The sequence below is a fragment of the Mediterraneibacter butyricigenes genome (assembly GCF_003574295.1).
In the GTDB taxonomy this organism is placed as follows: Bacteria; Bacillota; Clostridia; order Lachnospirales; family Lachnospiraceae; genus Mediterraneibacter_A; species Mediterraneibacter_A butyricigenes.
On sequence record NZ_BHGK01000001.1, the window covers coordinates 2,284,489 to 2,311,451 of the forward strand.

The following is a 26,963-nucleotide window of genomic DNA, read 5'->3' on the forward strand; positions in this document are numbered from 1 at the left end:
AAAATCACCTCCCGCCCCATTGTACCACATTGTCGAGGTTACTCATCATTATTTTTAATGTCAGCTTTCCGATATTCATTGTTGATATTTACAGCTACGGCATTGCTTATATCCACATCCACAATACTGTAAACGTAGCCGAAACTGAAATCTTCCCCCGCCACATTTTTGAAGCGTTTCGATACCTGCCCGATTTCTTCTTGCAGTTCTGACATTTCAAGACATTCATCCGTTATGGTATATGTCAGGCCGTTATATGAAATTTCATCATAGTTTGCGGCGTTCAGCTCATAATACGGCAGAGATTCATTTAACGCCTTATTTTTATCGGCGGTATCGCGGAGCGCACCGCAGGCCGATAAGCATATAAGACTTACAAGCACAATTACCACGGCAAACAGGCACTTTTTATTCACTGTTTTTACCTCCCTCCCAACCATGAAACCAAACCAAACTGGCAATCAGCAGACAAACAGTGCAGCATACAGAAATAATCATACCGCTGAAAAAATCGGTTTTTACCTGTGCATACAGTTGGGGGCTATCCCATGCAAGCACAGTGTAATCCATAGCACGAACGCCCCAGGCCCAGGGAATATATTTCCATGTAGCGTCACCAAGCCCTGTTATCATAAGGGCAGCTATTAAACTCCCTGCAATTCCCAATCCCATAGATGCACCTTTTCCGAAGCTCATTCCCACAAACAAATGAATCAGGTAAATGGGAAGCATGGTAATCAACAATAGAATCTCTGCTTTCAGGTAAAGGCTTGCCGGAGCATCCCTATATAGTGCAGCGAATGTTCCTAACGCTAAAAATGTTGCGCCAAAAGCACAGATCATCAGAAAACCAAGTTTACCAATATACGTTGCCATGCGAGATGGGATTGTTCCCAACAAAAGCTGATAATGCCCGGCCTGATTTTCGATCTGAACAACCAGGCCCACAATAATGCCGATCAGAAACGGGAACGCAACGGCCAGCACTTCCAGATAGGCACTGATTTTGGTTGCCAGTTCCCATCTGGATATATGATAGTAACCCGCAAAAATCGCCGCACATATAATCGGAATCATGCTGTGCATATAGAGCAAAATGCTATGTTTACACTTCTGATATTCTGCTTTCCAGCAGCGAACCACAGATACCATAGTTACCCCACCTCCTTTTTCTCAAACCATCTTGCAGTTAAAAATGACAGCGCCGCAAACCAGGCCAGCGAAATGACCAATACAAGTATAATCATCCAAAATGCCATTGCCGTACTCTGATCTGCAACCGGCTCACCATTAGGCAAAATACCTAACACGGAAATCATAAGATGCGGCACCCAGCTATACGGGCAGATCATCCACAAAGAGGTTGTAGCCGTGAAAATCCCTAAAACGCTTCCAAGTCCGGCATTAAGAATAACCGTGACAAAGATACCAACTTTTTTTGATAACCATAAGCACAGCGGAACTTCCCATAGGCTTGCAATGACAATACAAGCTGTTCCGGCCGCAGCCTGCCAAATTCCGATTGTCAGGGGAATTTCGTTGATAACTAATATTGCAAAACCGCCCAACAGATTTAGCGCCAGGAAAATGAAATTCCCCACACAGGAGTAAATACCGGCCACTCCAATTTTTGCTTTCCAGACTTTGTTCTGCGAAACAGGCAATGAAGCAACGGCACGATATTTTAGTTTGCCATTATCCCGCTGTTCAATCAAGGCACAGGTGAGCGTAAGGAATCCAGGATAAAGCAGGATATACCACCAATTATAAGAATTGAGCTGGAACCAAAGAGGGGCAAAAAAGTTCATAAGCGCAGTTACAAACGGGGCCAGAACGATCAGCGTTTTTGTGAAAGTTCTCTTATGCTTTAAGTTCTCTGCCTGAATATATGCCATCTCCATTTAATATCCCTCCTTACCATTTCTGCGAATAACATCCATAAAGAGTTGTTCCAAATCTTCACCGGCGCGAAGCTCTCCCTCATATCCAAGGACGCCGCCAGCAATGATACCCACATGATCTGCAATCTGCTGGACTTCTGACAGAATATGGCTGGACAAAATAACTGTAATCCCTTTGCAGGGAAAAGAGCGAATTAACTCTCGAAGTTCCTCAATCCCTAAAGGGTCAAGGCCGTTAGTCGGTTCATCCAGAATCAAAAGCTGGGGACTGTTCAGCAATGCAATAGCAATACCAAGCCGCTGCTTCATACCAAGAGAAAACTGCCCGGCCCGTTTCTTGCCGGTATTCGTGAGCTGGACAATTTGCAATACCTCGTTAATTCGTGCATCGTCCAGGCCGAGCAATGTAGTTCTGACTTTGAGATTTTCGTATGCAGTCAGATTTTCGTAAAGCGGGGGCATCTCAATCAAAGCACCGATATGCTCCAGATCATTCCGCTTCCACGGGTGGCCGTCAAACTCGATGCTTCCCGATGTGGGGCGCAAAATGCCGGTGAGCATTTTTAAGATCGTGGATTTGCCAGCCCCATTCGGCCCCAGCAGACCATAAACCGAGTTGCGCCGGATGTTCAGTGACACATTGTTTACCGCCATTTGCCCCTTGAAATTTTTGCAGAGGTCAGTCGTTTTCAAAATCATATCCATATAATCAAGTCCTTTCTTTGATTTTACGGATAGCATACCGGGCAATTTTGAAGATTTCATAAAGATTCCCGAAAACAGAATATGAACAATACACCGTAACCGTGGAGCATATCGCAACAAAGCACCAACCTACGCATTTAGGGCCTTAAAAAGCCCTATATTTCAAGGTTTTTCCCGCATAGTCGGCGGGGTATGTGAGTGTTTTATCTCACTGCTGAGAATGAAGGACTGACTGCACAGATTGCGGAAGCAAGAGCTGATATCCAGCTTTTAAAAGATGATAAGGAGCAGGCAGTTAAAGATAAAGAGGAAGCTGAGAAGCGTGCGGAAAAAGCTGAGAAAGATCTGTGCAGCTTGGAAGAACGCAGAGAACGGTTACAGCCTGTTATGGATAATGTCAGTAAGGAAATAAAGGAATATGGAACCATTAAAGAATATCTGCCAGAAGCAGGCACATGGGAACGTGCAGCAACTTACCGGGATAAAAAAATAAAACCACTGTTTACCCAGATGAAAAATAAAATTGCTGCAATGGCTGCTCAGGTCAAAGAACTTACTAAAGAAGTAGAAAAATGGAAACATAAATATCAGGAAACAAAGCAGGCATATAACCGAGTGCAGAGAGAGTTAGATACAGTGCGTCAAGAAAAACAGCAATTGCAGGATGTTTCCGACAGATATGACCGGGTAGTGCGTGTCCTTGGGGAAAATGTTGTAGAGGATGCGGTACAGCAAGATATACAGGAGCAGAAAGCATTAGAAGAAAAACGACAAATGGAGCAAATGCCCAAAGGAAGTATTCACGAAAGATTGGCTTGGGGTGCCCGTAAAAGTGAAATGGAGAATCAACAGCGTAAAAAAAATAAAACAAAAAATAGAGGAATGGAGAGATAAGATGATGAAAAAGCACATTTATGATGAAATCAATGGATTAAGCTACACACTGCATGGAGATTATTATCTGCCGGATTTGGCAGTGAATGAGGACGAACCGACCTATGGTAAATATGGAATACTGCGGAAGCAATTCCTGAAAGAGTATAGACCGGCACGATACCAATATTTGTTGATAACGGGGGAATTGACAGCACATTTAAATCGAGTTGATCAGGAAGCTAGGGAACAGGTAGAAAGCCTAATGAAGCAGATGGCAGAAAAACAGGGTGTGACAGAACAAGTGAAAATGCAGGATCAGATGAAATGGGTTGGTTTAATGAATGGCATCAAAGCCTGTGCAGAAGAAATTGTGTTGAAAGAGAGGGTATATATGTGAGTAGAAAGGGTGATCGAAAGGCTGCTCTTTACAAAGATGAAAATAAAAATTGCTGAAAAGGCATGAGTGTTGTAGTGTAAAACTCTTTTGACATTGTGTTTTCCGTTAAGTAAAATATCTTTGATAGACAGATAATGAAAAAATGATTATTCTTGGCTCAGATCAAGAGAACAAATTACTTGCGAAGGGAGAAAATTATATGGAGCTGAGTATACAGATAAAAAAATACCGAACAGAGCTTCATCTATCACAGGAGGAATTGGCAGAAAAGGTATATGTAACAAGACAGACAATTTCTAATTGGGAAAACGAAAAGAGTTATCCTGATCTTCATAGCCTGTTACTTCTTAGTTCATTGTTTAATGTATCTCTCGATCAATTAATTAAAGGAGATATAGAGAAAATGAAAGAAATTATTAGCGAGCAAGAAATTAAAAAGTTTAATTATTATGGTTCCATCTATACAGTTCATTTGGCCGTGTTGATTATATCGGCAGTACCTTTGTTTATGTGGCTCGGAAGGTATGCGTATATTCCGTTTGGGATTTTATTTATTATTACAGAGTACTGGGCGTTAAAGGTTGAAAAACTAAAAAAGAAAAATGATATACAAACCTATAAGGAAATTGTTGCATTTACGGAGGGAAAAAAATTGGATGAACTTCATAAGGCAGTTGAAGTGGGAAAACGTCCTTATCAAAATATATTAAAGGTTATTATCAGTGCGGGTGTTACAGCGATGATTTGCTTCTTAATTGGAGTACTGATGCACTTATTCTTGAATTAATTAAATTTAAGGATATTTTGATTTGTAGAACTATAAAATAGAGCATTTTTCTCGCAGATTTTAACCGGTAGTTAAGAAATCGAAGCCATAATTAAACGAAGGCTCAATTGTAAACACATATTAGAAATACTATAATGAGAATATAAACAGGAGGTAGGAACAATGCAAATTGGTGAGAAGATAAAAAACTATCGGAAAACTGCGGGATTAACACAAGAACAGGTGGCGGATTATTTGGACGTTTCTACTCCTGCGGTAAATAAATGGGAAAAAGGTGTTTCCCAAACAAAAAGATATTAAGAAACAGCCCATGTTTACCTGCTTGCAAACAAAAGAATATTGCTACTAGACTAAGAGATACTACATAAGTGTGTTGGTATCTCTTTTTTGTTGCCGTGAAACAGCAGACTATTTCATTTCTGCTTGATTACCTTAAAACTTATTAGTCTATGGTTTGTCAAGGGCTTGTTGCGTGAGAAATGCTGAATATCACCCTTTACAAAACATAGGCTGATAAGTAACTTTTCAAAAGCAGAAAAGAAATGGCAATGCTTATAACAATATGATATAATGCAGATGAAGACAAAAAAGGAATTTGTCGAGCTGGTTAGTTCGAGATAATTTTGAGTTTGTTAAGATGTGGTGCACTTGATGGAATCACAGGTACGACATCATATTATGGAGGATGAAATAGATGATAGGTTTGATTGTTGCGAGGTCAAAGAATAATGTTATAGGCAAGAATGGTAATATACCATGGAAAATAAAGGGAGAACAAAAGCAATTTAGAGAGTTAACAACGGGTAATGTGGTTATTATGGGGCGAAAGTCTTATGAAGAAATCGGTCATCCGTTGCCTAATAGAATGAATATTGTTGTTTCCACCACAACAGAGTATCAAGGAGATAATTTAGTTTCAGTTAAATCATTAGAAGATGCATTATTATTGGCTAAAGGACGAGATGTATACATATCTGGTGGATATGGACTATTTAAGGAAGCTTTGCAAATAGTAGATAAAATGTATATCACAGAAGTAGATTTAAATATTGAAGATGGAGATACATTCTTTCCAGAATTTGATATCAATGATTTTGAAGTTTTGATAGGGGAAACACTTGGTGAGGAAGTGAAATATACGAGAACATTTTATGTAAGGAAAAAATGAATTGAGTAAATTTTGGATTTAGGGTGTTTTCATAAATATATTGCTTTTTATGCATATATAAATTGTTGTAAGACAAATTCCAGTTTGTATGGGGCGATAAAATCAGAATTTGAGAGAGGATTGAATATGAATAAGGAATGGTCTGAACTTAATAAAACAATGCAGGCACAAATAAAAAAGAAAGATACTTATAAGAGGGGTATTGATACTTTACTTACTTTACGAAGTCAGTTAATACAAACCTTAGTATCTTTCAAAGAAGAATTATGCAGAGAAGATTTTAACTCAATCCCCTTCATAAACGCTGATGGTTATCATAGTAAGACGATTGCTTATTCTATTTGGCATATTTTCCGCATTGAAGATATAGTTGTGCATACAGTGATAAATGAAGATGAACAAGTATTTTTTGCAGGCAATTATCAAGAGCGTATCAATTCACCTATCATTACAACAGGAAATGAACTCATGAAACAGCAGATTGCAGACTTTTCAAAACAGCTTAATCTGGAAGAATTATATTTATATATTTTCGAAGTATGGGAAAGCACTGAGAAAATGCTTGAACGGTTATCTTATGATGAATTGAAAAGAAAAATACCGAAAGAAAGAAAAGGATACTTAGAATCGTTGAATGTAGTAAACGACAATGAAAAAGCAATTTGGCTGATTGATTATTGGTGTAATAAAGATATTTGTGGACTAATTCAAATGCCGTTTTCAAGACATTGGATTATGCACACAGAAGCCTGTTTGCGTATAAAGAACAAGATACATTCATAGGCAAAAATTCCAGTTGATATTTCACATATTTTAGGAAATTTAATAACTGTTATATTTGATTATCAAATTCTTCGCAAACCCTTGAAAATACTAAGTTTGTAGCAAGTGAACTTTCCCTTACTCTTTCCCTTGTGTTACATTTTCCCATTGCTTTTCATGAACCTTAATATGGGAAAAATTAAGGGAAAGAAAATTTCATAACACAATATAACATATAACAATAACGACATGGTGAACTGATTGAAATGTTTTCGATATTTAACTCTGTAACTGATTATCAAAAGAAAATGGAGATAAGATACGATGAGAACAATTTATGCAGAATATAATATAAACCACGATAGTATTGATGTTTACACAAGTGCTGGATATATGCTTCGCATTGATTGCTGGGAAGCTGAAAAAAATTTAAAAACCACATATGGATCAGAATGTGCGCTTACTTCATTGGCTGTGGATGAGCCTTTGGAATATGCAAGATTATATCTTGATGGCAATTTACAGATGTGGGTGGATACAGAAGATTCATTAGAACTTTATTAAGCAAGAAGTGAGATAGTGTTGTAGGGAGTTTCCTGTAGTTAAAGATACCACACCCGATATGATGAACCCACGCTTATACACTACCAGCTATGATAAAAGAAAGGACAGCAATTTGACACTGCTGTCCTTTCTTTTATAAAATTGCAGTACACAGAAAAAAGCTGTAAAATGAAAAATATATTTGTCCTTGTAACAATTCTCGGACATTTGCCTGTTATACTATCTGCAAAAAGAAAAGGAAGTGATAATATGAAGCATATTTTAATTGTCGAAGATGATAATCTTTTGAATAAAACGCTTACTTATAATTTGGAATTGGACGGTTACACAATAATTTCTGTTCTGAATGCAAGGACAGCCGCTGAATCATTAAAAACAAACATTTTTGATTTGGTATTGCTGGATATAAATTTACCAGACGGAAATGGTTATGACCTATGCCGTCTTATCAAGCCAGAGCATCCTGATACAGTAGTTATATTTCTAACTGCCAACGATCAGGAAAGCAATCAGATACGGGGATATGAAGCTGGTGCAGTGGATTATATCACGAAACCTTTTTCGATTAGTGCTTTGCAGCGAAAAATCAAAGCCATGTTCGCTATGTTGGAGCATCACAAACCAGCTAAGGATATTTACGAGGATGGTAGCTTGTTTCTGGATTTTTCGGAACAATTTGCAAGTTTGAACGGGAAACCATTAGCACTTTCTGCGATGGAATATAAAATGTTGAACCTATTTCTTAAAAATCCGAAGCAGGTACTTACTCGCCAACAATTTTTAGAAAAACTGTGGGATGTTGATGAAAAATATGTAGATGAACATACCCTTACTACTTCTATCAGCCGTATTCGCAGTAAGATTGAAGCGGATGGCGACACATATATCAAAACGGTTTATGGTATGGGGTATCAATGGACAGGAGGCGAAAAGAAATGAATCTGAATAACCTTTCTGCTAAGAAAATTTGTAGACTGGTTAGTGCTGGCATGGTTTTCTCTATGCTGGTAATTACCGGTATTTTCGGCGGTATAATGCAGGATATACGAATTTTTATAGTGGGTGGAACATTGACACTCTGTGCGTTTTTCTGGATTTGGCTATTGGTGCTGATTTTTGGAAAACGCCTTTCTCATTTTACTTCTAATTTGTGCCGGACGCTGGACAACATGATTGATGGAAACGAGGAATTACAAAAGTCAAATGATAGTGAAACTCTTTTTGCCCGTATCAACCACCGCTTAATTCGGTTGTATGAGATTATGCAGAAAAACCGGCACAAGGTAGACATGGAACGACAGGAGCTTCAAATGCTGATTTCTGATATTTCACATCAAGTTAAAACGCCTGTCAGCAATTTGCAAATGGTAACGGACACACTTTTAACAAAGCCTGTTTCAGAAGAAGAACGGATGGACTTTTTACAAGGCATACGTAGTCAGACTGATAAACTGGATTTTCTGTTCCAAGCACTGGTTAAAACGTCCCGGTTGGAAACCGGAGCAATACGATTAGAAAAGAAAGACAGCAGCTTATTCCATACGCTTGCACAAGCCATGAGCAGTATTGTATATGCCGCAGAGAAAAAAGAAATTGCTGTATCCGTGGATTGCCCGGAAAATTTGATAATCTCCCATGACAGCAAGTGGACAAGCGAAGCCCTTTTCAATCTGCTGGACAATGCAGTAAAATACACTCCGTCAGGTGGAAAGATTTCTGTATCAGTGGTTCAGTGGGAAATGTACGTAGAGGTCAAAGTGACCGACACCGGCAAGGGCATTTCAGAAAGCAATCAGGCTGCCATCTTCCGGCGCTTCTATCGTGAGGAAGAAGTACACGATCAACAGGGTGTGGGAATAGGTTTGTATTTGGCTCGTGAGATTGTAACAAGGCAAGGGGGCTATATCAAGGTTGTTTCAGAGCTGAGGCAAGGCTCAGAATTTTCTATTATGCTTCCTGTAAGGTAAGATATAACCACTTTTTTTGAAATGTCCGAGCGTTGTAACATTTCACTCTGATTTTCGATAAAAATTTTTTCTATCTCGGACATTTGTGTAACATTTGTGGTTTACAATGGCTTTATCAACAGATAGAAAGCCTTGAAAGGAGCATTTGAATATGAGCATTTTACAAACAATCGACTTAAAGAAGTATTACGGCACAGAACCAAATATTACTCGTGCCCTTAATGGTGTAAATTTTACTGTGGAACAGGGAGAATTTGTTGCCGTAGTTGGAACTTCCGGCAGCGGTAAGTCTACATTGCTTCACATGATGGGAGGACTTGATACCCCCACTTCCGGCAGCGTGATTGTACGGGGAGAAGAACTCGCAAAAAAGAATGATGATGAATTGACAATTTTCCGCCGTCGTAACATCGGATTTATCTTCCAAAATTATAATCTGGTTCCGATTTTGAATGTATATGAAAATATCGTCCTGCCTGTGGAACTGGATGGCGATACAGTAGACCAGAAATTTATGGACGAAGTTGTGTATATGTTGGCTTTAGAAGATAAACTGGAAAATATGCCGAACAATCTTTCAGGCGGTCAACAGCAACGTGTAGCGATTGCACGAGCTTTAATTACGAAGCCTGCGATTATCCTTGCTGATGAACCGACCGGAAATCTTGATAGCAAGACCAGTGCAGATGTGTTAGGGCTTTTGAAGCATACCAGCGGAGAATTTAATCAGACCATTGTAATGATTACTCACAACAACGAGATCGCTCAACTCGCAGACCGCATTGTACGGATTGAAGATGGTAAAATTGTTGGCTAAAGGAGGTGGGAATTATGAATTATCCTTTTGAAAATGATACCAGTGCAGTAATTAAAAAATTAGCACGAAAAAGTGTGCGTTTTGATAAGAAGAAAAACTTATTTTGCCTTTCGGCAATTATTGTAGCCGTTGCTATGATAATGATGTCGTTGCTCACAGTGCAAAATATCATTTATCAAAATCAGAAAGAAATCGAAGGATTACATCAAGGGATTTTCTTTGACATTACGCAGGACAGTAAAGAAAAGTTGTTAGCAAACGAAGAAGTAAAAAGTGTAGGACTTTCCTGTAATATCAAAACAGTGAAAGAAAATTCTAAAGAACTGTCTCTGATTTATTATGATGATGACATGCTTAGTTTGATTCCTGCCTTTGACGGAAAATATCCAGAGAAAGCAAGTGAAATTGCTGTTACAGATGCCTTTTTTGCCAGTGAAAATAAGTCTCCGGAAATCAACGCCATAGTTCAGTTGAATCTGGATGGTACTTTGAAGAATTATACTATTGTTGGTATTTATCATGATAAAACTTCTAACGCTTATCCTGTTTTTGTTTCACTTGAAAAATGCCGGGAATTACGTGGAAATAACCTGCTTAATGGATATGTTTGGCTTGAAAATGCAGATACCCTTACAAAAGACGAAGCAACAGAAATATTATCTCAAATTTCAGAGGAGACTGGACTGAATAATTGGACAGTCAGCAGTTACTATGATTATGTAAATACAACTTTGTCCTTCAGTAATTATGCGGTATATGGTGTAGTTGCTGCCATTTTGTTTTTAGCTGCCGCACTTGTAATTTACAGCATTTTCTATATTTCGGTTGGACAAAAAGTTGCTGAGTTCGGACAGCTTCGGACAATAGGGGCAAGTAAAAAGCAAATTTATAAAATAGTTCTTAAACAGGGTTATATGCTTGCAGTTCCGGGGATTTTAATTGGTAGTATCATGGGAACGATCATCAGCTATTGTCTGCAATCAAAAGGCTGGTCAGTATTTGCATTTATTGTTTCTCTATGTGGCGCATGCCTTTTTGGAATACTGCTTGTTTATATTAGTGTTCGTAAACCAGCAAAAATTGCAGCGAATACTTCTCCAATTTCCGCCCTGAAAAATCCAGTGGGAATTGTAAATTACCGCACTCACAAAAGACATCGTATTACGCCTGTATATTTAGCGAAAATCAGCTTTTCCAGAAACAGAAAAAAATCTCTATTGACCATTTTATCATTGGGACTGTGCGGAGTTATATTTTTCCTTGCAGCAAGTTATCAGAGTTCTTTTAATGCCGAGAGTATGGCTCGTTATTGGGATATGAAGTACGGAGATTTCAAAATCAGCATTGATTTAGAAAACGAAAGTGAAAATTTGGATGCTCTCTTGCAGAAAGAATATTTTTCTGATTATGTAAAGCGTGTTGGAGATATAGAGGGAGTTAGCAATATATTTACTTATGCTACCGTACCAGTTGATTTCTCAACAGACAATGATATTTCAGATAGCACCTTGATGCTCGGCTATAATGAAAAGGATTTGGCGTCGCTAAATGCAGCGGTTTTGTCTGGAAATATTACTGATGATACAGAATTAGTTGTAAGTGATCCCGAACGTATTTATGATGTTTACCATTGGAAACCTCAAATTGGGGATACTGTGACCTTTAATTTCAAAAATCATAGTGGTAAAACAATAACAAAAGCATTCAAAATTGGTGCAATCACTTCCAGCAATGATGGAATGGGTGGCTATATTTTCAGAATGCCGGAAAATATGCTCAAAGAACTTGCAGGTTATGACTGTACATACGCAATCGAAATACAAGCAGAAGCTGAATATCAGGAGATAATCGAGCAAGAACTCAAATTACTCGTTTCTGACAATAGGGATGTTCGCTTACAAACCCTTCAAGATTTTATTGTAGAACACCAATCAGACAATCGTGCAGGTTTTACATTAGCTTATGCGATTGCAGCCATCTTGTGGATATTTGCGGTCATCAATCAAATCAATCTTACTGTGACAAATCTTTTATCACAGAAACAGGAAATGGGCACACTAAAATCTATTGGTATGACAAATAAGCAGTTGAAGCAAGCATTTATGATGGAAGGTCTTTTTACTACTTTGATTGCATTGCTTATAACTGCTGTTGTTGGAATCCCCGGCGGATATGCAATCGGTATATTTTTGAAAAATGCAGGCATGTCTACGGGATTTGTATTTCCGGTTGTTGCTTTTACTTTTTTTGCTGTTGCTATGTTTATGCTTGAAAGTTTGATGACAATATTGCTTATTCATTCATGGAAGAAGCAATCTGTTATTGCAATAATGCGAAATTGATGATAGAAAGCTTTTCATATCTCGGTCAGCTCCACAATTACATTACTCTGCTGATACAGCCAGTCCGTAAATTCTTTCGGGCTGGCTGTTCCTGTTTTTACAGCCTTTTTTCTCTGTAATACTTCTTTTCATACAGTAAATTTTCACTAGGCTGGTATGGAGTAATTTTACTGTCTATACAGTAAGTTGAAAATACTAATATGGTCTTTTTTCTAACCAAACTTTAAGATAACATCTAATTCCAACATATGCGCCCTGCGAAAGTACGAAAAGCAATAGAAGATTTACTGACAGTACTTTTTTGATTGATTCTCCAAAATAAATGACAATAGCAACACTTGTCAGTATCATTAGTAGAGTAATAACATCCCAACAGTTTTTCTTATATAATTCTATAACCTTTATTTCTATCAGTATCGCCAGCATCCCTGTTCCTGCCATACATATTCCTACAATCAATATTAGCAATAACCAATATACCATTCCGGCTATAAAAGCATTTGGAATTTTTGTACTAATCTGTGCCGCAGAATGCCCGGCATCAATCGTCCATCCGACAAAGGTTTGTATGAATGATGCTAAATCATTGAAGAATGATTTACAATCGACAAGGAACATATCTGACTGTACTGCTTGAAAAAGAGTGGTTGTCAACGAATACCATGCAAGAAGGAACAAGGTTGTTTGGAACATTACCGTTTTTGCTTTATACTGTCCTGCAAGTCGCTCTTTTTGTGTTTCGTATTTTGCTTTTGCATTCTGATAGGCTGTCCGGTTACAGGCTTCACATTTTTCATAGAGTACCGGCTTTTCTACCGGTATTTCTACGATTTTCTGATGTGTCCGGGCATAATCCCGTTCCTGTGTTAAATAGCATATTTTATCTTGACATTCCTCTATCATGACGTTTGCGCTTCGCAACTTCTCTTTCTCGATCCGCAATGCTCTGTCTGCCAGCTTCAAGTCGTTCTTTAATGCTTGAATATTCCCGGCTCTGTTCTCTTTGTTTAATTTCTCGTTCAAGGTCAGAGATTCGCTGAGCTGCGTCTTCAGTTCCACGATAAGCTGTTCTTTCTGTTCTAGTTCTTCTTGTATCTCCTCGGTCAAGAGCAGAAGTTCTTCCAACTGTTCGGCGTTCTTTGATTCTCTGGATTCGTTCATCTATATCACGTCCTTTCTCTATCTGCTGTTCCAGTTCAGCAATTCGGTGTTCTGTTTCAGTAATAAACTGTTTTCGCTGTTCAGCTTCTGTGCCAATTTCTGCCATTGCTGATTTTCGTTTTCCAAAAGCTCTATCTTCGTTTTCTGTTCTTCCATCTTGGAAAGCAGTTCCTCGGTATTTGGCAAAATGTTGAGCAGCTCGGATAACTCGTTGTTTAATTTTTGTAATTTCTGATTCTGTTTTTGCATAAGAGAGAGTTGAGTGTCCCGGTTCTGCATTTCCAGAATCATTTCTGCCATTAGGTTCTGCTGTTCTTCGATTTGACCAATCATGGATTCCATTAAGGGTATAATTTCCCGGCTTTCTTCTAATGTCATTTAATCGCTCCTTCCATAATGATAATGCACCCGATACTTTCCCAAAGGTGTTTAGTATCTTTTGCAATAACGTGTTTTGTTGTTTTATGATTTGATTTTCCGCTACTTTCCACGAGACTTTTATTTCCTGCCCGGCAAAAAACTTTTGTTCAATCTTTCTTGCGTCAGCTCCTTCATGGATGGTAGGAATCTGGAGTTTTCCCTGCTTTTCATAAGAACGATGATCAACTTGATTATGCAAAGGCAGATGTTCATTACATACCTTTGCCCATTCACTCCGCCACAGTTCACAATTTTTTGGATTGTTCCATCCAGTAGCATCGGTCAGCACCCGTTTCCATTGCAGGCGGTTTCTTGCTCCAATCTTCTGAATTCCGTTTTCGTCTAATACAGGGATACGGATTCCATGACGGTCAGGGTTTTTCTTATCCTGCCACCAGTTCGGATGGGATTCATCAATCACGATATTTCCGTTTTTATCTCTGACAAAATCCCAATCCTTGACTTCTTTCTTTCCCCAAGAATGATCCGGGTTAAAAGGACGCATAGTTAGAAGCAGATGGACATGGGGGTTGCCATCCCCTTTGTCGTGGATACTCCAATCAGCGCACATTCCTCTATCTACAAAAGTTTTTTGGATATAGTCGGTTGTATATTGAATTTGTTCCTGTCTGCTCCATTCTTTGGGGAGGGCAAATTCAAATGACCTGCCAAGTTGGGCATCTGCATTTTTTTCAATCTTCAATACCTCATTCCATAACCTCTGTTTCTGAAATGTGATTTTGAATTTTTTTAAAGCAGCTTCTTTATCTTCTGACCTTTTGTATCGGACAGATTTTTGAAAGCGTTTTATATTTTCTTCTGGTACTATCTGCCATTCAGGAGGTGCGTTTTCGCACATCATCAGCCGGGTGTAGACCACTTCTTTTTTAGAAGTGTAATAACTGATTCTCCCTGTTTCCTCGTTTTTCATCACATCCCCATTGAGATATGCGGAAGCGGAGATAACAGATTTCCCTTTACTTCGTCCGACTATTTTGATTGTGTAATGAAAAATCGCCATGTCTGGATTCCTCCTTTCTGACGTATCCGGCATAGATTTCCGGCAACATTGCTTTCAGTTTTAGAAAAAGCAGCATTGCCGGAACTCCCTCTGCGTAAGAGTGCCCTGCGCATAGCAGCCTGCATGGAATGCGCCTCTCTGGCGAAGAGTGCCTCCTGCGGCATGAGCAGGTCTGGCTGAAAGCCCCGCCGACGGAACGAGCCCGGCAAGCGTGAGCGCAGACCGGTTGACACTTGTGGCAAACTTATTGGGACGACCTCTGGTTGTCCATAAGTGCGCCCTTCATGAAAAAGCAATGAAGGGAATGAAAAACTCATCCCCTCTGCCATTACACTTCCTCCATATCGGTATTGGTTTCTTTCTGCATTGCTTTTGAGAAAAATCTCCCATTGGCTTCCTGCCTTTTCAGAAAAACAATCAGCTTTGGGATGTCTTCTTCCTCAATAGGAGCACCAAGAACGGATTCCACCGCACCGCCAATCTGACAGAGCCTATGGGTTCGTTTTTTACTTTCCTCGGTTTTCTTTCGTTTCAGAAGTTCTTTCTTCTGTGCTGCATATCGTTTTGCTTTTTCAAGGCTTTCCTGTTCCTTTTTTTCCATTTCAAGCATTCGTTCTTCATAACTTTTTGTTGATTTTGCCATTATTACATTCTCCTTTCTTTTGCAAACATAAGTTCTCGGTTGCGTATCAGAAGAAGCACATGGTATAATCTTCTTGCGTGTAGGTATATCATGGCTTTGGTCTGATAGAACCTTTGGCGGTTTCTTTGGAAGCCGCCTTTTTAATTTGCCACAGTTCTTGTTACAGCTTTTACATTTCCTCTATCCCTCAAATCACGACCTTCATTAGCTTCCATAAACATTTCCAGAATATCGGTTTTAATCAGGACTTTGCGACCAACCTTTAATACTGGAAGTTTCTTCCATTCTACAAGCTGTCTTAAGGTGTTTCTGCCGATTCCCGTATAGTCAGCAGCTTCTTCGATGGATAATGCAATTTTTCTTTGCGTCATATAATCACCTCCTTACAAATTGCATTATGCAATTCTTGTGATGTAAGTATATCCTTTTCACATCTTTTTGTCAAGCGTTACGAAATGTCAAAAATAAACTTTATATTGCATATTGCAATTTCAGAAAAACAATGCTATAATTCATACATACCGAAAAAGGAGGCAGTCAGCATGAAAGATAAAGAATTACGCAAGCTGATAGGGAGCAGAGTAAAACAGCGCCGTCTGGAATTGAATCTGACACAGCCTTATGTCGCAGAAAAGATGGGTGTTACCGCTTCTACAATCCTGCGTTATGAGAATGGTTCGATTGACAATACGAAAAAAATGGTGTTGGAAGGTCTTTCGGAAGCACTCCATGTATCTGTGGAATGGCTCAAAGGGGAAACAGATGAATATGAAACCGATATTACGGATAAGAGAGAATTACAGATTCGTGATGCGATGGGAGATATTCTGGAACAGTTACCACTTGCCCTTACCAAAGAAGAAGATGCTTTTTCAAAAGATTTATTACTGCTGATGTTAAAACAATATGGTCTGTTTTTGGATTCCTTTCAGTTCGCCTGCAAAAACTTTAAGGGGAATGATGGTCAGACGGATATTGCCAAAACAATAGGGTTTGAATCGAATGATGAATATAATGAGATTATGTTCTTAAGGGAAATCACTCACACCATCAATGCTTTTAATGAGATGGCAGACATCGTAAGGCTCTATTCCAAGAAACCCAAAACAGCAGAGCAAAGGCTTGCAAATCTTTTATCAGAAGTCTTATACGAAGATTCCGAATCGGTATAGTAAGACAGCCGGAGTTATGATATACTTACACGCACGAAGCATTTCATCAGTTCCGATTGTCTAATATCGAAAGGAGACATACGATTATGGCAAAAGGATCTGTAAGAAAAAAAGGAAAGAAATGGTACTACCGCTTCTATGTAGAGGACGCAAGCGGCAATCTTGTTCAGAAAGAATGCGTTGGAACAGAAAGCAAAAGTGAAACTGAAAAACTGCTCCGTCAGGCAATGGATGATTATGAGAAAAAGAAATTTGTTGCCAAAGCGGAAAATCTCACAGTCGGACAACTTTTGGATGTGTGGGCAGAGGAGGAATTAAAAACAGGTACGCTCAGCAATGGTACTGTGGAGAATTACCTCGGAACAATCCGAAATATTAAGAAACATCCGCTGGCAGAACGGAAATTAAAAAATGTAACCTCTGAGCATTTGCAATCCTTTTTTGATTTGCTTTCCTTCGGGGGAGTTCATCCCGACGGAAAAGAGAGAAAGGGTTACAGCAAAGATTACATCCATTCTTTTTCCGCAGTCATGCAGCAGTCCTTCCGCTTTGCAGTATTTCCAAAACAGTATATTACGTTTAATCCCATGCAGTATATTAAACTGCGGTATCAGACGGATGAAGTTGATTTGTTTTCAGACGAGGACATGGACGGAAATATCCAACCAATTTCACGAGAAGATTATGAAAGATTGCTTGCTTATCTGAAAAAAAAGAACCCAGCCGCAATACTTCCAATCCAGATAGCCTATTATGCCGGGCTTCGTATTGGAGAAGCCTGCGGTTTGGCGTGGCAGGACGTAAATCTGGAAGAACAATGCCTTACCATAAGACGTAGCATCCGATACGATGGCTCAAAGCGCAAATATATCATCGGACCAACCAAGCGGAAAAAAGTGAGGATTGTTGATTTTGGAGATACGCTGGTAGAGATTTTCCGTAATGCCCGGAAAGAGCAGTTAAAAAATCGAATGCAGTACGGAGAACTTTATCACACGAACTACTACAAAGCGGTCAAAGAGAAAAACAGAGTGTACTACGAATATTATTGCTTAGACAGAACAGAGGAAGTCCCGGCAGATTATAAAGAAATTTCTTTCGTCTGTTTAAGACCGGATGGTTGTCTGGAACTTCCAACTACTTTGGGGACTGTTTGCAGAAAGGTGGCAAAAACATTAGAGGGATTTGAAGGCTTTCATTTCCACCAGTTACGTCACACCTATACAAGCAACCTTTTAGCAAATGGAGCTGCCCCAAAAGATGTGCAGGAACTGTTAGGACACTCAGATGTAAGTACCACAATGAATGTCTATGCTCACTCCACAAGAGATGCTAAACGAAAATCAGTTAGGCTTCTTGATAAAGTGGTAGGCAATGATTAAAAAAATTCCCTTATTTCCCTTGTGATTATCTCATAAGGGTAAAAATAAGGGAAACTACATATCATTTCACTAATGGACAGGCGGGAAAGCCTATAAAATGGGGAAAGTTAGAGAGATAATTATATAAATTTCAGTTTGTAGAACTAAGGAAATTGGAATTTAAGGAGGAATAAAGTATGGTTAGTGATTTTATAAGAGCAGCATTTCCATGGATTTTAATGGGTTTATTTGTAGCAATCAGTTGTTCCCTTATGAGTAAAAAAGAGAAATAAATTCCTGTTTGTATTTATAAAAGAGAAAAAATGAGAAAAGTAGTTTTATTTATTGCCATGAGCCTTGACGGATATATTGCGGACGGTAATGGTGGAGTAGCTTGGCTAAATGGTCATGGAAATGACAATGAAAACATCGACACTTATACAGAATTTACCAAAGATATAGATACTGTCTTAATGGGGTGGAATACTTCTCATCAGGTTGTTACTGAACTTTCTCCGCAAGAATGGGTATATAATAAATTTACAACTTATGTATTAACACATAAAGAGTGCAATTCTTCCCAACAAATTCATTTTACAAGTGAAAATCCTGTTTTATTATTGGAACGGCTAAAACAAGAAGCAGGAAAGGATATTTGGATTTGTGGCGGAGCAAATCTTGTTCAGCAGTTGGTAAGCAAAAATATGATTGATAAATATTACATTTCTGTTATTCCTACTCTGTTAGGAAATGGGGTTCGTCTTTTGGGCAACATAGACAGGGAAATAAAGTTAAGGCTTTGTAAAACACAGACTTATAACGGAATAACCGATTTGATTTATATGCGTAGATAACTAGAGAGAAACAGAAAAGCTGTTAAACCGACGGAGCGATCCGACCACGTTGGCGGGAAAATCCTTAAGATTTTTCCGCCATGCTTGCAAGGGGGCGGTTCGCTTCGGCGGTTCGGCGAGCTTGCGAGCCGTTCAAAGCCCCCGTTATCTAACAGGGGGGTACTCTTACAAAAGACAAGAGCAAAAACAAATACAAAACTGCTGATATGCAACGATTTATAAGGTTATAAGAACTTATTTCACTTCACACCCTATTCTTTCTACCCGACAGGTCTAAAACAGCATATCAATAGCAAATAATTATAAGATACAAGGTGTATGCTCCTATGAGTATATGCCTTTTTTGATTGGAGGAATAAAGCATGAATGATATGAAATTTATTGAAACATTAAAGCAAAAGAGAAAAGCCTGTGATTATTCGCAATCACGACTGGCACAGGAACTACAAATCAGCAGGCAGAACTTAAATGAAATTGAAAACGGAAAAACAAAAGCCGGTAAAGAAATGAAGCATATACTTTTACATTATCTTGATTATTGTAATTGTACTCAGCCTTTCACTTTAACGATTGACTACCTGCGTGTTCGTTTTCCCACCACAGACGCATTGGAAATTATAAAAAATGTACTGGCAATGAAGAGCGAATATTTTATTCATGAAGATTACGGAATGTATGGCTATGAAGAACAGTATGTCTATGGGGATATTAGTGTAAATGTTTCTAAAGATAGTTCTATGGGTGTTTTATTGGAATTAAGAGGTATGGGGTGTCGGAACTTGGAATATGTTTTACAGGCAAGAGGGATAGACTGGTATTCCTTTTTAAGCTGTTGTATAGATTGTCAAGGTGTTTTTAAACGCATAGATTTAGCGGTCAATGATATGGGCGGATTGCTGGATATAGAAATTCTAAGGGAACGCTATTATGCCAACAAGGTATGGAAACGTTCAAGAACCCATGAAGCAGTAGACAGCGGGAAATTATCGGGTACACATGGAGATACTGCAAAAACTTTTTATATCGGTTCAAAGAATAGTTCTATTTACTTTTGCCTGTATGAAAAAGAAAAGGAACAAAAAAGCAAAGGCATAAAAACAGACATTAAGAACCGCTTTGAAATTCGGCTAAAAAATGAAAAAGCAGGACAAACGATAGAACAACTTGTTTTTTCAAGAAATCCCGAACAGACCATAGCAAGCCTTATCCTCACACAGATAGATTTTCCCGATTATATTTTATGGGATATATTTTTGGATAATGTAACTACCTCACTTCCTTTTATTATGACGCCTGTTGCTGTCAATATGGATAAAACAAAACGCTGGTTAGAAAGACAGGTCATGCCCTCTTTATTGATGATAAAAGAGATTGAAAAGAAAACAGGAGCAAATTATCTGGAAGAAATCGACAGACATACAAAACTAACAGAAAAGCAGGAATTAAAAATTAAACAAATGACAACAGACATAGCAAATATGATTGAGAAAGATACCACTGTTCCTCAAGGGAATGACGGTATTTTTTAATTTCTTTAAAAAATCTGCAACAAAACGGCTACTTGCGTACAGATATGGTGCGAGGAAAGGAAATCTGACTTTTTTTGAAAACAGGTCATCAAATCGGTGGTTGCTGTCCCTATATGATGTGAAAGAAGAAACGTTTTTCAATTTCAACTTAACAATCCGTAGTTGCCGTTCCCTATATGGAGCAAAGAAAATCTTTTATTCCACAGTTGGCAGTTACGGCGTTGCATGGGTAGTTAGGGGGGTGAAAAGAAAATCAGATTTTTTCATCATCAACTTAGCAGAATGACACTTTCTTTCCCTATATGGTACAGGAAAAGAAAAAAGTTTGGAAGATTGGTTACGCTTCTGTTCTTTTCCAACGCGGTATATAGGAAAGATGATTTTCTTCTTTCGTGTTCTTTGACAACTGAATAAAGCAGTTCAATACGTTTGACAGACAGCGAGCCGTTGAAACAGATACGCCATGACCTTTTCCCTGCTAAAGTGAGCGAACCTTATCTGTGTTCCTGTAAGAAACTTGTCCTTTCCTACCGCCATGACCTGTCCTGTCTGATAATGATACTCCCGTACAGCCACAGCTTGAGCGTTCAGAGCGTCGCACGCAATGGGTACGGCTACATAAGAACTATGCAGAGGTGGAACTCCTGTGGGCTATGACAAAAGCCGTTGAATTGCTTAGAAAAGATTTTTACAGAAAGGGGGTATGTGTTATTGCTGATATTGTAAAAACAAGGCAGGTAAAGACGAATAATAAGCGTGGCATTGGCAACAGAGGAAAAACAAAAATTGTTGTAAAAGAGCATTTTTCCGAAAAGGGAAAGACAATGGGAGAACTTCTGACAGATGTTATGCTGGAAAAAGCAAAGCAGACAATCGCATAAAATCGGTGCAGTTGTAAGAAATAGATTGAATGACAAAAAGTACCCGTGTTATACTTTACTTGCAAGCAGGTATTGTAAACACGGGTTAGTTATAAAGGAGGATAACTGACAATGAAACAACAGATTTACAATACTGCACTTTATCTTAGGTTAAGCCGAGATGATGAATTACAGGGCGAAAGTTCCAGCATTACCACACAAAGAAGTATGTTGCGTCTATATGCAAAAGAACATCATTTGAATGTGATTGATGAGTATATTGATGACGGCTGGTCGGGAACAAATTTTGAAAGACCGAGTTTCCAGAGAATGATTGAAGATATAGAGGCAGGAAAAATCAACTGTGTTGTAACGAAAGACCTTTCCCGACTTGGCAGAAATTATATTATGACAGGACAATATACAGAATTGTATTTTCCCAGCCATAATGTCCGTTACATAGCGATTGACGACGGTGTAGACAGCGAAAAAGGCGAAAGTGAGATTGCACCATTTAAGAATATCATCAATGAATGGGTGGCAAGAGATACAAGCCGTAAAGTGAAATCGGCATTTAAGACAAAATTTGCAGAGGGTGCGTATTATGGGGCTTATGCTCCGTTAGGATATAAAAAACACCCCGACATCAAAGGAAAACTGCTGGTTGATGAGGAAACAAAATGGATTGTTGAAAAAATCTTCTCCCTAGCCTATCAAGGTTACGGTAGTGCCAAAATCACAAAGGTACTGCGAGAAGAAAAAGTTCCGACAGCGTCTTGGCTGAATTTCACAAGGTACGGTACTTTTGCACACATCTTTGAGGGAAAGCCCGACAGCAAGCGTTATGAGTGGACGATTGCTCATGTTAAGGCAATTTTAAAAAGTGAAGTCTATATCGGAAACAGCGTTCATAATCGACAATCAACAGTTTCATTCAAGAGCAAGAAAAAAGTGCGTAAGCCCGAAAGTGAATGGTTTCGAGTAGAAAATACCCACGAACCGATTATTGACAAAGAAGTGTTCTATCGTGTGCAGGAACAGATAAAATCAAGGCGTAGACAGACAAAGGAAAAAGCAACGCCGATATTTGCAGGGCTTGTCAAGTGTGCGGATTGTGGCTGGTCTATGCGGTTTGCGACAAATAAGGCAAATAAAACGCCATACAGTTATTATGCTTGCAGTTACTACGGGCAGTTTGGCAAAGGTACTTGTTCTATGCACTATATCCGTTATGATGTGTTGTATCAAGCCGTATTGGAACGATTGCAGTATTGGGCTAAGGCAGTACAGCAGGACGAAGAAAAGGTGTTGAATAAGATACAAAAGGCTGGCAATGCAGAGCGAATACGGGAAAAGAAGAAAAAGGCAAGTGCTTTGAAGAAGGCCGAGAACCGTCAAAATGAAATTGACCGCTTGTTTGCGAAAATGTACGAAGATAGAGCCTGTGAGAAGATAACGGAACGAAACTTCATCATGCTGTCGGGAAAATATCAGAAAGAACAGATAGAACTGGAACAGCAGATAACCAACCTAAGAGAAGAATTAAGTAAAATGGAACAGGATATGATAGGTGCTGAAAAGTGGATTGAGTTAATCAAGGAGTATTCCGTACCAAAGGAACTGACAGCACCGTTATTAAATGCAATGATAGAAAAAATCCTTATTCATGAAGCAACAACGAATGAGGACAATGAAAGAATACAAGAAATAGAGATATACTACCGATTTATTGGAAAAGTAGACTGATAAAGAGGGTTCATATCTTTAACTAAGGGAAACTGGAAATACATATCCAGATATATCATTACTTCCGGCAATTGCTCGATTATTAAAAATTGATATGAATGAACTATTTTCATTTCGTGAAGAATTGACAGAAAAAGAGATTGGACAATTTGTGAATGAGCTTTCGGAAGTTTCATTGGATAGCTTTATAAAAGCTTTTGAGATGGGAAAAAATAAAATAAAGGAATATCCTCATTGTGATTCGTTGATTTATTCAATTGCTACTGTTTTAAATGCGGCGTTAACTTTATCCGATGTTGATGATGAGAAAAAGTTGGAATGCAATAATGTGATTGTTGAATGGCTGGAACGAACTGCTGAAAGTCTGAATGAAAAGGTAAGGCTTTCCAGTATTTTTATGCTTGCGGCGAAATATATACAAATGGAAAAATATAAAGAAGCAAATATCTTTTTGGATAAAATTCCAGATACTGTGATAGATGCCACAATTATGAAAACGAATGTACTAGCACACCAGGAAGGGACAGATATTGCAGCGTTCTTTTTAGAGGGAAAATTGATGCAGACAGTTACGAATATACAAAACTATCTGTATAAGTTGATAGAAATGGAAGAAGAAACCGGAAATCATTGTAAAGCAGAGGAGATTGCCGAAATCACAGAACATATGGTGTCGTTGTTTGATCTGTGGGATTACGGTAAAGTAGTACCACATCTATTGATTGCCGGGTATCGAAAGGATGTAGAAAAATGTATTCAGTTGATAAAAGAAGTGTTGATGGAGTCACAGAAGCCATGGAAGATGGTGGAATCACCTTTATATTACAGATATGCGGATACAGTACAGGGAAAATCTTTTTCAGGTGTTGGAAATAATTTTGTTCGTGCATTAGCTACAGAAATTGAAAATAAAAAAGAGTATGAATTTTTGAAAGGAAATAAAGAATTGGAGGCGATTTTTGCTCAATATTTGAAATAGATTGTGATAAAAATATATAGAAATGATAAAATAAAAGCTGTAAAAATCTACGTTGAATTTTACAGCTTTTTGTGTATAATAGAAGTAGAAGAAACAATTTGAAATCAAAGGAAGGAGCTGAAAGAATATGGCAAATATTTTACCAGTATCTGATTTGAGAAATTATAATGAAGTCCTGAAGAACTGTCACAAAGGAGAACCGGTATATCTGACTAAGAATGGCAGAGGACGTTTCGTTGTCATGGATATTGAAGATTATGAGCGTGATCGTGCAGAGAAAAAGCTTCTGCTGAAGTTGCAGGAAGCCGAAGAAGCAGTGAAAGACGGAGAAGGCTGGCTGGATCTGGATGAATTAAAAGCACTTGTGGGGGAATAAGATGTTAAAACTGCGGATCAATCCGATTGTTGCAAAGGATTTGAAGAACATCCGGGATTACATTGCCGAAGATAACGAGGAATATGCCGCAAAAACCATAAAGGAAATTTATGGTAAATTTGAAAATCTCCAGATGTTTCCGGGCATGGGTTCAGATCTTTCAAAACGAGTCAACTTTCGGACAGACTATAAATATGCCATATGGGAAGATTATGTGATTATCTATAAGGTAGGAAACGAGTATGTAGAAATCTATCGTGTGATCAATCGATGTCAAGATATTACGAGAATATTTGATTAATGAAAGAAAAATAATAGAGTGTTAAAAGAAACCTTGCTTCAATATACTATATTGTATAAGTCATCATGAAAAGCGAGGTGTTAGAAGGGATGTTAAAAGTGAAGCTTAAATGGATTGAATTTGAAAATTTGAGAACAGGCTTAAAAATCGAAAAGATAGCATTCAACGATGACATAACATTGTTGGTTGGATTGTCAGGTGTTGGTAAAACTCAGATTCTTAATGCTATTGAATATTCATTAAAGTTGGCTGTAAATAAAAACATTAGATTAGAGCCATTTGCTGTTAGTTTGTGTGTAGAAATTGAGAATGACGAATATGTGTGGGAGTATAAGATTGAACAAAATTTTGTCGAAGATATTATTGAGACAAAGGAAATAAAATATATTTTTACGTATGAAAAGTTAGTCAAAAATGGAAGTCAAATTATTGTATATAGAAATGGTGAAGATATTCAAGTGATGGGATATGAAAAGGTTCCAAATCCCAAGAAGGATGAAAGTCTTTTAATTCAATATTCAGAAGATACCTTTTTTAAACCGATTATTTTAGGAATAACAAAGCTGTATCCAATAGAAGTAGAAATGGATGTTAGAGGGGCTATTGATAGAGAGAGCTTTAATATGTTTAAAGCAAAAATAAAACAAAGTATGCAAAAGGACCCGCAATCATCATTTGAAAAATATAGTCATTTGCCAGTTCCATTAAAACTATATATTGCTAAAGAGTTTTATCCTGAATTGTATGCTGAAATTTTTGATGCAGTAAAAGAATTATTTATGGAAGTGAATAGTATTGATATTGTTGAGGATTCGACAAGAGAAGTTTATATGGTTGCAATAGATGTTTATGGAAAGAAATTAATGCAACATGAAATTTCAAATGGAATGTTAAAAACAATATATTATATTGTTGAATTAGTGACAATGTCAAAAGATTCCTTGGTGCTAATTGATGAATTTGAAAATGGATTAGGAGTTAATTGTATTGATATTCTTGCAGAAATTTTGTTAGATGAAAGAAAAGATTTACAATTTATAATTACAAGCCATCATCCGAAGATTATAAATCAAATATCTAATGCAAAATGGAAAATAATTGAAAGAAATATTTCTACAGTTACAAATTCTTCAGCAGAAGAGTATGGCATTTCTCATAGCCAACATGATGCATATTTTAATCTTATTAATAGATGGGAATTTGAGGGTAAGATATAAATGAATTACTATTTTTTATTGGAAGATGAGAAATCATCTATAAAAGTACTTCCTAATTGGCTTGAATATATGGGGATAAAAAATATAAGAGTTCAAGATATCACATATCTGACGGATAATTGTTATGTAATGCAGAGTGGACAAGGTATTACGCAATTAATTACTAGAGTTTTGTTTCAGACAATTGATACAATAATTCAAAATCCTGGAAAAGTAGACGAGTTAATTGTAATTTTAGATTCTGAAGAATATGATGCATTGTCAAGGAAAAATCAAGTAAATTCAATTATTGAAAAATATATAAAGGATAAGGATTATCACATTGATTTTACGTACAAAGTATTTGTATGTAATCATTGTTTTGAAACGTGGTTGCTTGGTAATAGGTCATTATTTCCTGAAGAGAGACCTTCTGGTGATTTTCAAAAGTATTATGATTCATATAATGTAAAAGATAGTGATCCAGAAATGATGACCGTTCCACAAAATGTGCAAGAAACGATTGCATCATATCATTTCCACTATTTACATGAGATGTGTAGGTATAATAAGATACGATATAGCAAAAAAAAGCCAATGATTATGGCAAAAGAGGAGTATTTTAATCAATTGAAAATTAGAATTGAGTCTACACACCATTTGCGTTCATTTTTTGAATTTTATAGTTATTTTAACCAAACTTAAAATTCTTATGCTTAGGTATAAGCTATGAAAATTTTTGAAAAGAATATTTGATTGATAACAGAGATGTGATAACAAATTGATAACACCGTTCAGTACAGTCTGTGGACTTTGGACAGTGGAACACATATAAAACCAGATAGAACCATAATCCCTATACAAAAGTGTATAGTGATAAGATTTTATTTGCGAGTTTGAGTAGCTTGAAAAATTGCGGAAAAGCCCATAAATAAAGGCTTTGCGGGTAGTCGAAAAGACCAAATGGAGTGCAAATGGAGTTTAAAAAAATTTTTTTCTCTTGTTTATATTCCAGATTCACCTGCAAATTTCGTGAAATCAGTTATTCTCATAAAATA

The 26,963-nt window shown here is 37.7% G+C and carries 29 protein-coding genes and 2 pseudogenes; 22 read left to right on the forward strand and 9 right to left on the reverse strand.

Going from position 1 to position 26,963, the window contains the following annotated elements; genetic code table 11:
* Positions 1 to 38 precede the first annotated feature (38 nt).
* From KGMB01110_RS11230 to KGMB01110_RS11245, 4 genes are read right to left on the reverse strand one after another with little or no spacing between them, the layout of a single operon-like run.
* Complete coding sequence (locus tag KGMB01110_RS11230; RefSeq protein ID WP_025580194.1) at positions 39 to 416, reverse strand: NisI/SpaI family lantibiotic immunity lipoprotein; 378 nt, start codon at positions 414 to 416, stop codon at positions 39 to 41.
* Positions 409 to 1,152, reverse strand: a complete 744-nt coding sequence (locus KGMB01110_RS11235) for a lantibiotic immunity ABC transporter MutG family permease subunit (protein ID WP_117603945.1) — start codon at positions 1,150 to 1,152, stop codon at positions 409 to 411. Before KGMB01110_RS11235 ends, KGMB01110_RS11230 begins: the two co-directional genes overlap by 8 nt.
* A 2-nt stretch (positions 1,153 to 1,154) precedes the next feature.
* Complete coding sequence (locus tag KGMB01110_RS11240; RefSeq protein WP_008705323.1) at positions 1,155 to 1,901, reverse strand: lantibiotic immunity ABC transporter MutE/EpiE family permease subunit; 747 nt, start codon at positions 1,899 to 1,901, stop codon at positions 1,155 to 1,157.
* On the reverse strand, positions 1,902 to 2,606 hold the full coding sequence (locus KGMB01110_RS11245) for a lantibiotic protection ABC transporter ATP-binding protein (protein WP_025580190.1): 705 nt from the start codon (positions 2,604 to 2,606) through the stop codon (positions 1,902 to 1,904).
* A 354-nt stretch (positions 2,607 to 2,960) separates the two neighbouring features.
* On the opposite strand from KGMB01110_RS11245, the gene KGMB01110_RS11250 reads away from it, so the two are divergent.
* From KGMB01110_RS11250 to KGMB01110_RS11300, 11 genes and pseudogenes are all read left to right on the forward strand, one after another.
* Positions 2,961 to 3,500, forward strand: coding sequence for a hypothetical protein (locus KGMB01110_RS11250; protein WP_243112796.1), 540 nt, complete (start codon positions 2,961 to 2,963; stop codon positions 3,498 to 3,500).
* 4 nt (positions 3,501 to 3,504) lie between these two features.
* Positions 3,505 to 3,879, forward strand: a complete 375-nt coding sequence (locus tag KGMB01110_RS11255) for a TnpV protein (RefSeq protein WP_119299201.1) — start codon at positions 3,505 to 3,507, stop codon at positions 3,877 to 3,879.
* Positions 3,880 to 4,078: 199 nt separating this feature from the next.
* A complete protein-coding gene (locus KGMB01110_RS11260; RefSeq protein ID WP_170141717.1) occupies positions 4,079 to 4,666 on the forward strand; it encodes a helix-turn-helix transcriptional regulator in 588 nt (195 codons plus the stop codon).
* A gap of 162 nt (positions 4,667 to 4,828) precedes the next feature.
* A pseudogene (locus tag KGMB01110_RS11265) lies at positions 4,829 to 4,942 on the forward strand (helix-turn-helix domain-containing protein); the annotation flags it as partial.
* 418 nt (positions 4,943 to 5,360) lie between these two features.
* Positions 5,361 to 5,856 (forward strand): annotated as a pseudogene (gene dfrF / locus KGMB01110_RS11270) (trimethoprim-resistant dihydrofolate reductase DfrF).
* Between the two features lie 104 nt (positions 5,857 to 5,960).
* Positions 5,961 to 6,617, forward strand: a complete 657-nt coding sequence (locus tag KGMB01110_RS11275; RefSeq protein ID WP_002303420.1) for a hypothetical protein — start codon at positions 5,961 to 5,963, stop codon at positions 6,615 to 6,617.
* Between the two features lie 303 nt (positions 6,618 to 6,920).
* Positions 6,921 to 7,160: a DUF6061 family protein gene (locus KGMB01110_RS11280; protein WP_006859036.1), complete on the forward strand. Its 240-nt coding sequence runs from the start codon at positions 6,921 to 6,923 to the stop codon at positions 7,158 to 7,160.
* 249 nt (positions 7,161 to 7,409) lie between these two features.
* Positions 7,410 to 8,099 (forward strand): response regulator transcription factor, encoded by a 690-nt coding sequence (locus KGMB01110_RS11285; RefSeq protein WP_198411024.1) that lies wholly within the window; start codon positions 7,410 to 7,412, stop codon positions 8,097 to 8,099.
* Complete coding sequence (locus KGMB01110_RS11290; RefSeq protein ID WP_006859034.1) at positions 8,096 to 9,127, forward strand: sensor histidine kinase; 1,032 nt, start codon at positions 8,096 to 8,098, stop codon at positions 9,125 to 9,127. Before KGMB01110_RS11285 ends, KGMB01110_RS11290 begins: the two co-directional genes overlap by 4 nt.
* A gap of 151 nt (positions 9,128 to 9,278) precedes the next feature.
* On the forward strand, positions 9,279 to 9,944 hold the full coding sequence (locus tag KGMB01110_RS11295) for an ABC transporter ATP-binding protein (RefSeq protein WP_006859033.1): 666 nt from the start codon (positions 9,279 to 9,281) through the stop codon (positions 9,942 to 9,944).
* 14 nt (positions 9,945 to 9,958) lie between these two features.
* Positions 9,959 to 12,286: an ABC transporter permease gene (locus KGMB01110_RS11300; RefSeq protein ID WP_119298416.1), complete on the forward strand. Its 2,328-nt coding sequence runs from the start codon at positions 9,959 to 9,961 to the stop codon at positions 12,284 to 12,286.
* A 195-nt stretch (positions 12,287 to 12,481) separates the two neighbouring features.
* Here the strand turns inward: KGMB01110_RS11300 and KGMB01110_RS11305 are convergent, their stop codons facing one another.
* From KGMB01110_RS11305 to KGMB01110_RS11325, 5 genes are all read right to left on the reverse strand, one after another.
* Positions 12,482 to 13,189: a DUF6040 family protein gene (locus KGMB01110_RS11305; protein WP_008394183.1), complete on the reverse strand. Its 708-nt coding sequence runs from the start codon at positions 13,187 to 13,189 to the stop codon at positions 12,482 to 12,484.
* Positions 13,167 to 14,888, reverse strand: coding sequence for a MobA/MobL family protein (locus tag KGMB01110_RS11310; RefSeq protein WP_119298419.1), 1,722 nt, complete (start codon positions 14,886 to 14,888; stop codon positions 13,167 to 13,169). Before KGMB01110_RS11310 ends, KGMB01110_RS11305 begins: the two co-directional genes overlap by 23 nt.
* Positions 14,858 to 15,217, reverse strand: a complete 360-nt coding sequence (locus tag KGMB01110_RS11315) for a hypothetical protein (protein WP_015515801.1) — start codon at positions 15,215 to 15,217, stop codon at positions 14,858 to 14,860. Before KGMB01110_RS11315 ends, KGMB01110_RS11310 begins: the two co-directional genes overlap by 31 nt.
* A complete protein-coding gene (locus KGMB01110_RS11320; protein WP_055152287.1) occupies positions 15,217 to 15,531 on the reverse strand; it encodes a hypothetical protein in 315 nt (104 codons plus the stop codon). The genes KGMB01110_RS11315 and KGMB01110_RS11320 overlap by 1 nt, the downstream gene beginning before the upstream one ends.
* A 140-nt stretch (positions 15,532 to 15,671) precedes the next feature.
* The gene (locus KGMB01110_RS11325; RefSeq protein ID WP_008704241.1) at positions 15,672 to 15,902 is read right to left on the reverse strand and encodes a helix-turn-helix domain-containing protein; all 231 of its coding nucleotides are present in this window, start codon (positions 15,900 to 15,902) and stop codon (positions 15,672 to 15,674) included.
* A 171-nt stretch (positions 15,903 to 16,073) separates the two neighbouring features.
* Here KGMB01110_RS11325 and KGMB01110_RS11330 point away from each other — a divergent pair, with 171 nt between their 5' ends.
* The 11 genes from KGMB01110_RS11330 (at position 16,074) to KGMB01110_RS15440 (ending at position 26,610) form a co-directional block, all read left to right on the forward strand.
* Complete coding sequence (locus tag KGMB01110_RS11330) at positions 16,074 to 16,703, forward strand: helix-turn-helix domain-containing protein (protein WP_009265518.1); 630 nt, start codon at positions 16,074 to 16,076, stop codon at positions 16,701 to 16,703.
* Positions 16,704 to 16,789: 86 nt separating this feature from the next.
* Positions 16,790 to 18,085, forward strand: coding sequence for a tyrosine-type recombinase/integrase (locus KGMB01110_RS11335; RefSeq protein ID WP_009265517.1), 1,296 nt, complete (start codon positions 16,790 to 16,792; stop codon positions 18,083 to 18,085).
* 302 nt (positions 18,086 to 18,387) lie between these two features.
* Entirely contained in the window at positions 18,388 to 18,918 is a 531-nt protein-coding gene (locus KGMB01110_RS11340) for a dihydrofolate reductase family protein (protein WP_002303421.1), read from the forward strand.
* Positions 18,919 to 19,280: 362 nt separating this feature from the next.
* Positions 19,281 to 20,447 carry an XRE family transcriptional regulator gene (locus tag KGMB01110_RS11345; protein ID WP_008790768.1) on the forward strand — a complete coding sequence of 389 codons (1,167 nt, stop codon included), beginning with the start codon at positions 19,281 to 19,283 and terminating at the stop codon, positions 20,445 to 20,447.
* A gap of 653 nt (positions 20,448 to 21,100) precedes the next feature.
* Entirely contained in the window at positions 21,101 to 21,328 is a 228-nt protein-coding gene (locus KGMB01110_RS11360; RefSeq protein WP_027096702.1) for a hypothetical protein, read from the forward strand.
* A gap of 111 nt (positions 21,329 to 21,439) precedes the next feature.
* Complete coding sequence (locus KGMB01110_RS11365; protein ID WP_008790766.1) at positions 21,440 to 23,053, forward strand: recombinase family protein; 1,614 nt, start codon at positions 21,440 to 21,442, stop codon at positions 23,051 to 23,053.
* 94 nt (positions 23,054 to 23,147) lie between these two features.
* A complete protein-coding gene (locus KGMB01110_RS11370) occupies positions 23,148 to 24,032 on the forward strand; it encodes an XRE family transcriptional regulator (RefSeq protein WP_243112797.1) in 885 nt (294 codons plus the stop codon).
* 127 nt (positions 24,033 to 24,159) lie between these two features.
* Positions 24,160 to 24,408 carry a type II toxin-antitoxin system prevent-host-death family antitoxin gene (locus KGMB01110_RS11375; RefSeq protein ID WP_021905858.1) on the forward strand — a complete coding sequence of 83 codons (249 nt, stop codon included), beginning with the start codon at positions 24,160 to 24,162 and terminating at the stop codon, positions 24,406 to 24,408.
* 1 nt (position 24,409) lies between these two features.
* Positions 24,410 to 24,709 carry a type II toxin-antitoxin system RelE/ParE family toxin gene (locus KGMB01110_RS11380; protein WP_119298421.1) on the forward strand — a complete coding sequence of 100 codons (300 nt, stop codon included), beginning with the start codon at positions 24,410 to 24,412 and terminating at the stop codon, positions 24,707 to 24,709.
* Positions 24,710 to 24,798: 89 nt separating this feature from the next.
* Positions 24,799 to 25,926: an AAA family ATPase gene (locus tag KGMB01110_RS11385; protein WP_119298423.1), complete on the forward strand. Its 1,128-nt coding sequence runs from the start codon at positions 24,799 to 24,801 to the stop codon at positions 25,924 to 25,926.
* Positions 25,927 to 26,610: a hypothetical protein gene (locus KGMB01110_RS15440; RefSeq protein ID WP_243112799.1), complete on the forward strand. Its 684-nt coding sequence runs from the start codon at positions 25,927 to 25,929 to the stop codon at positions 26,608 to 26,610.
* Positions 26,611 to 26,963: the final 353 nt, after the last annotated feature.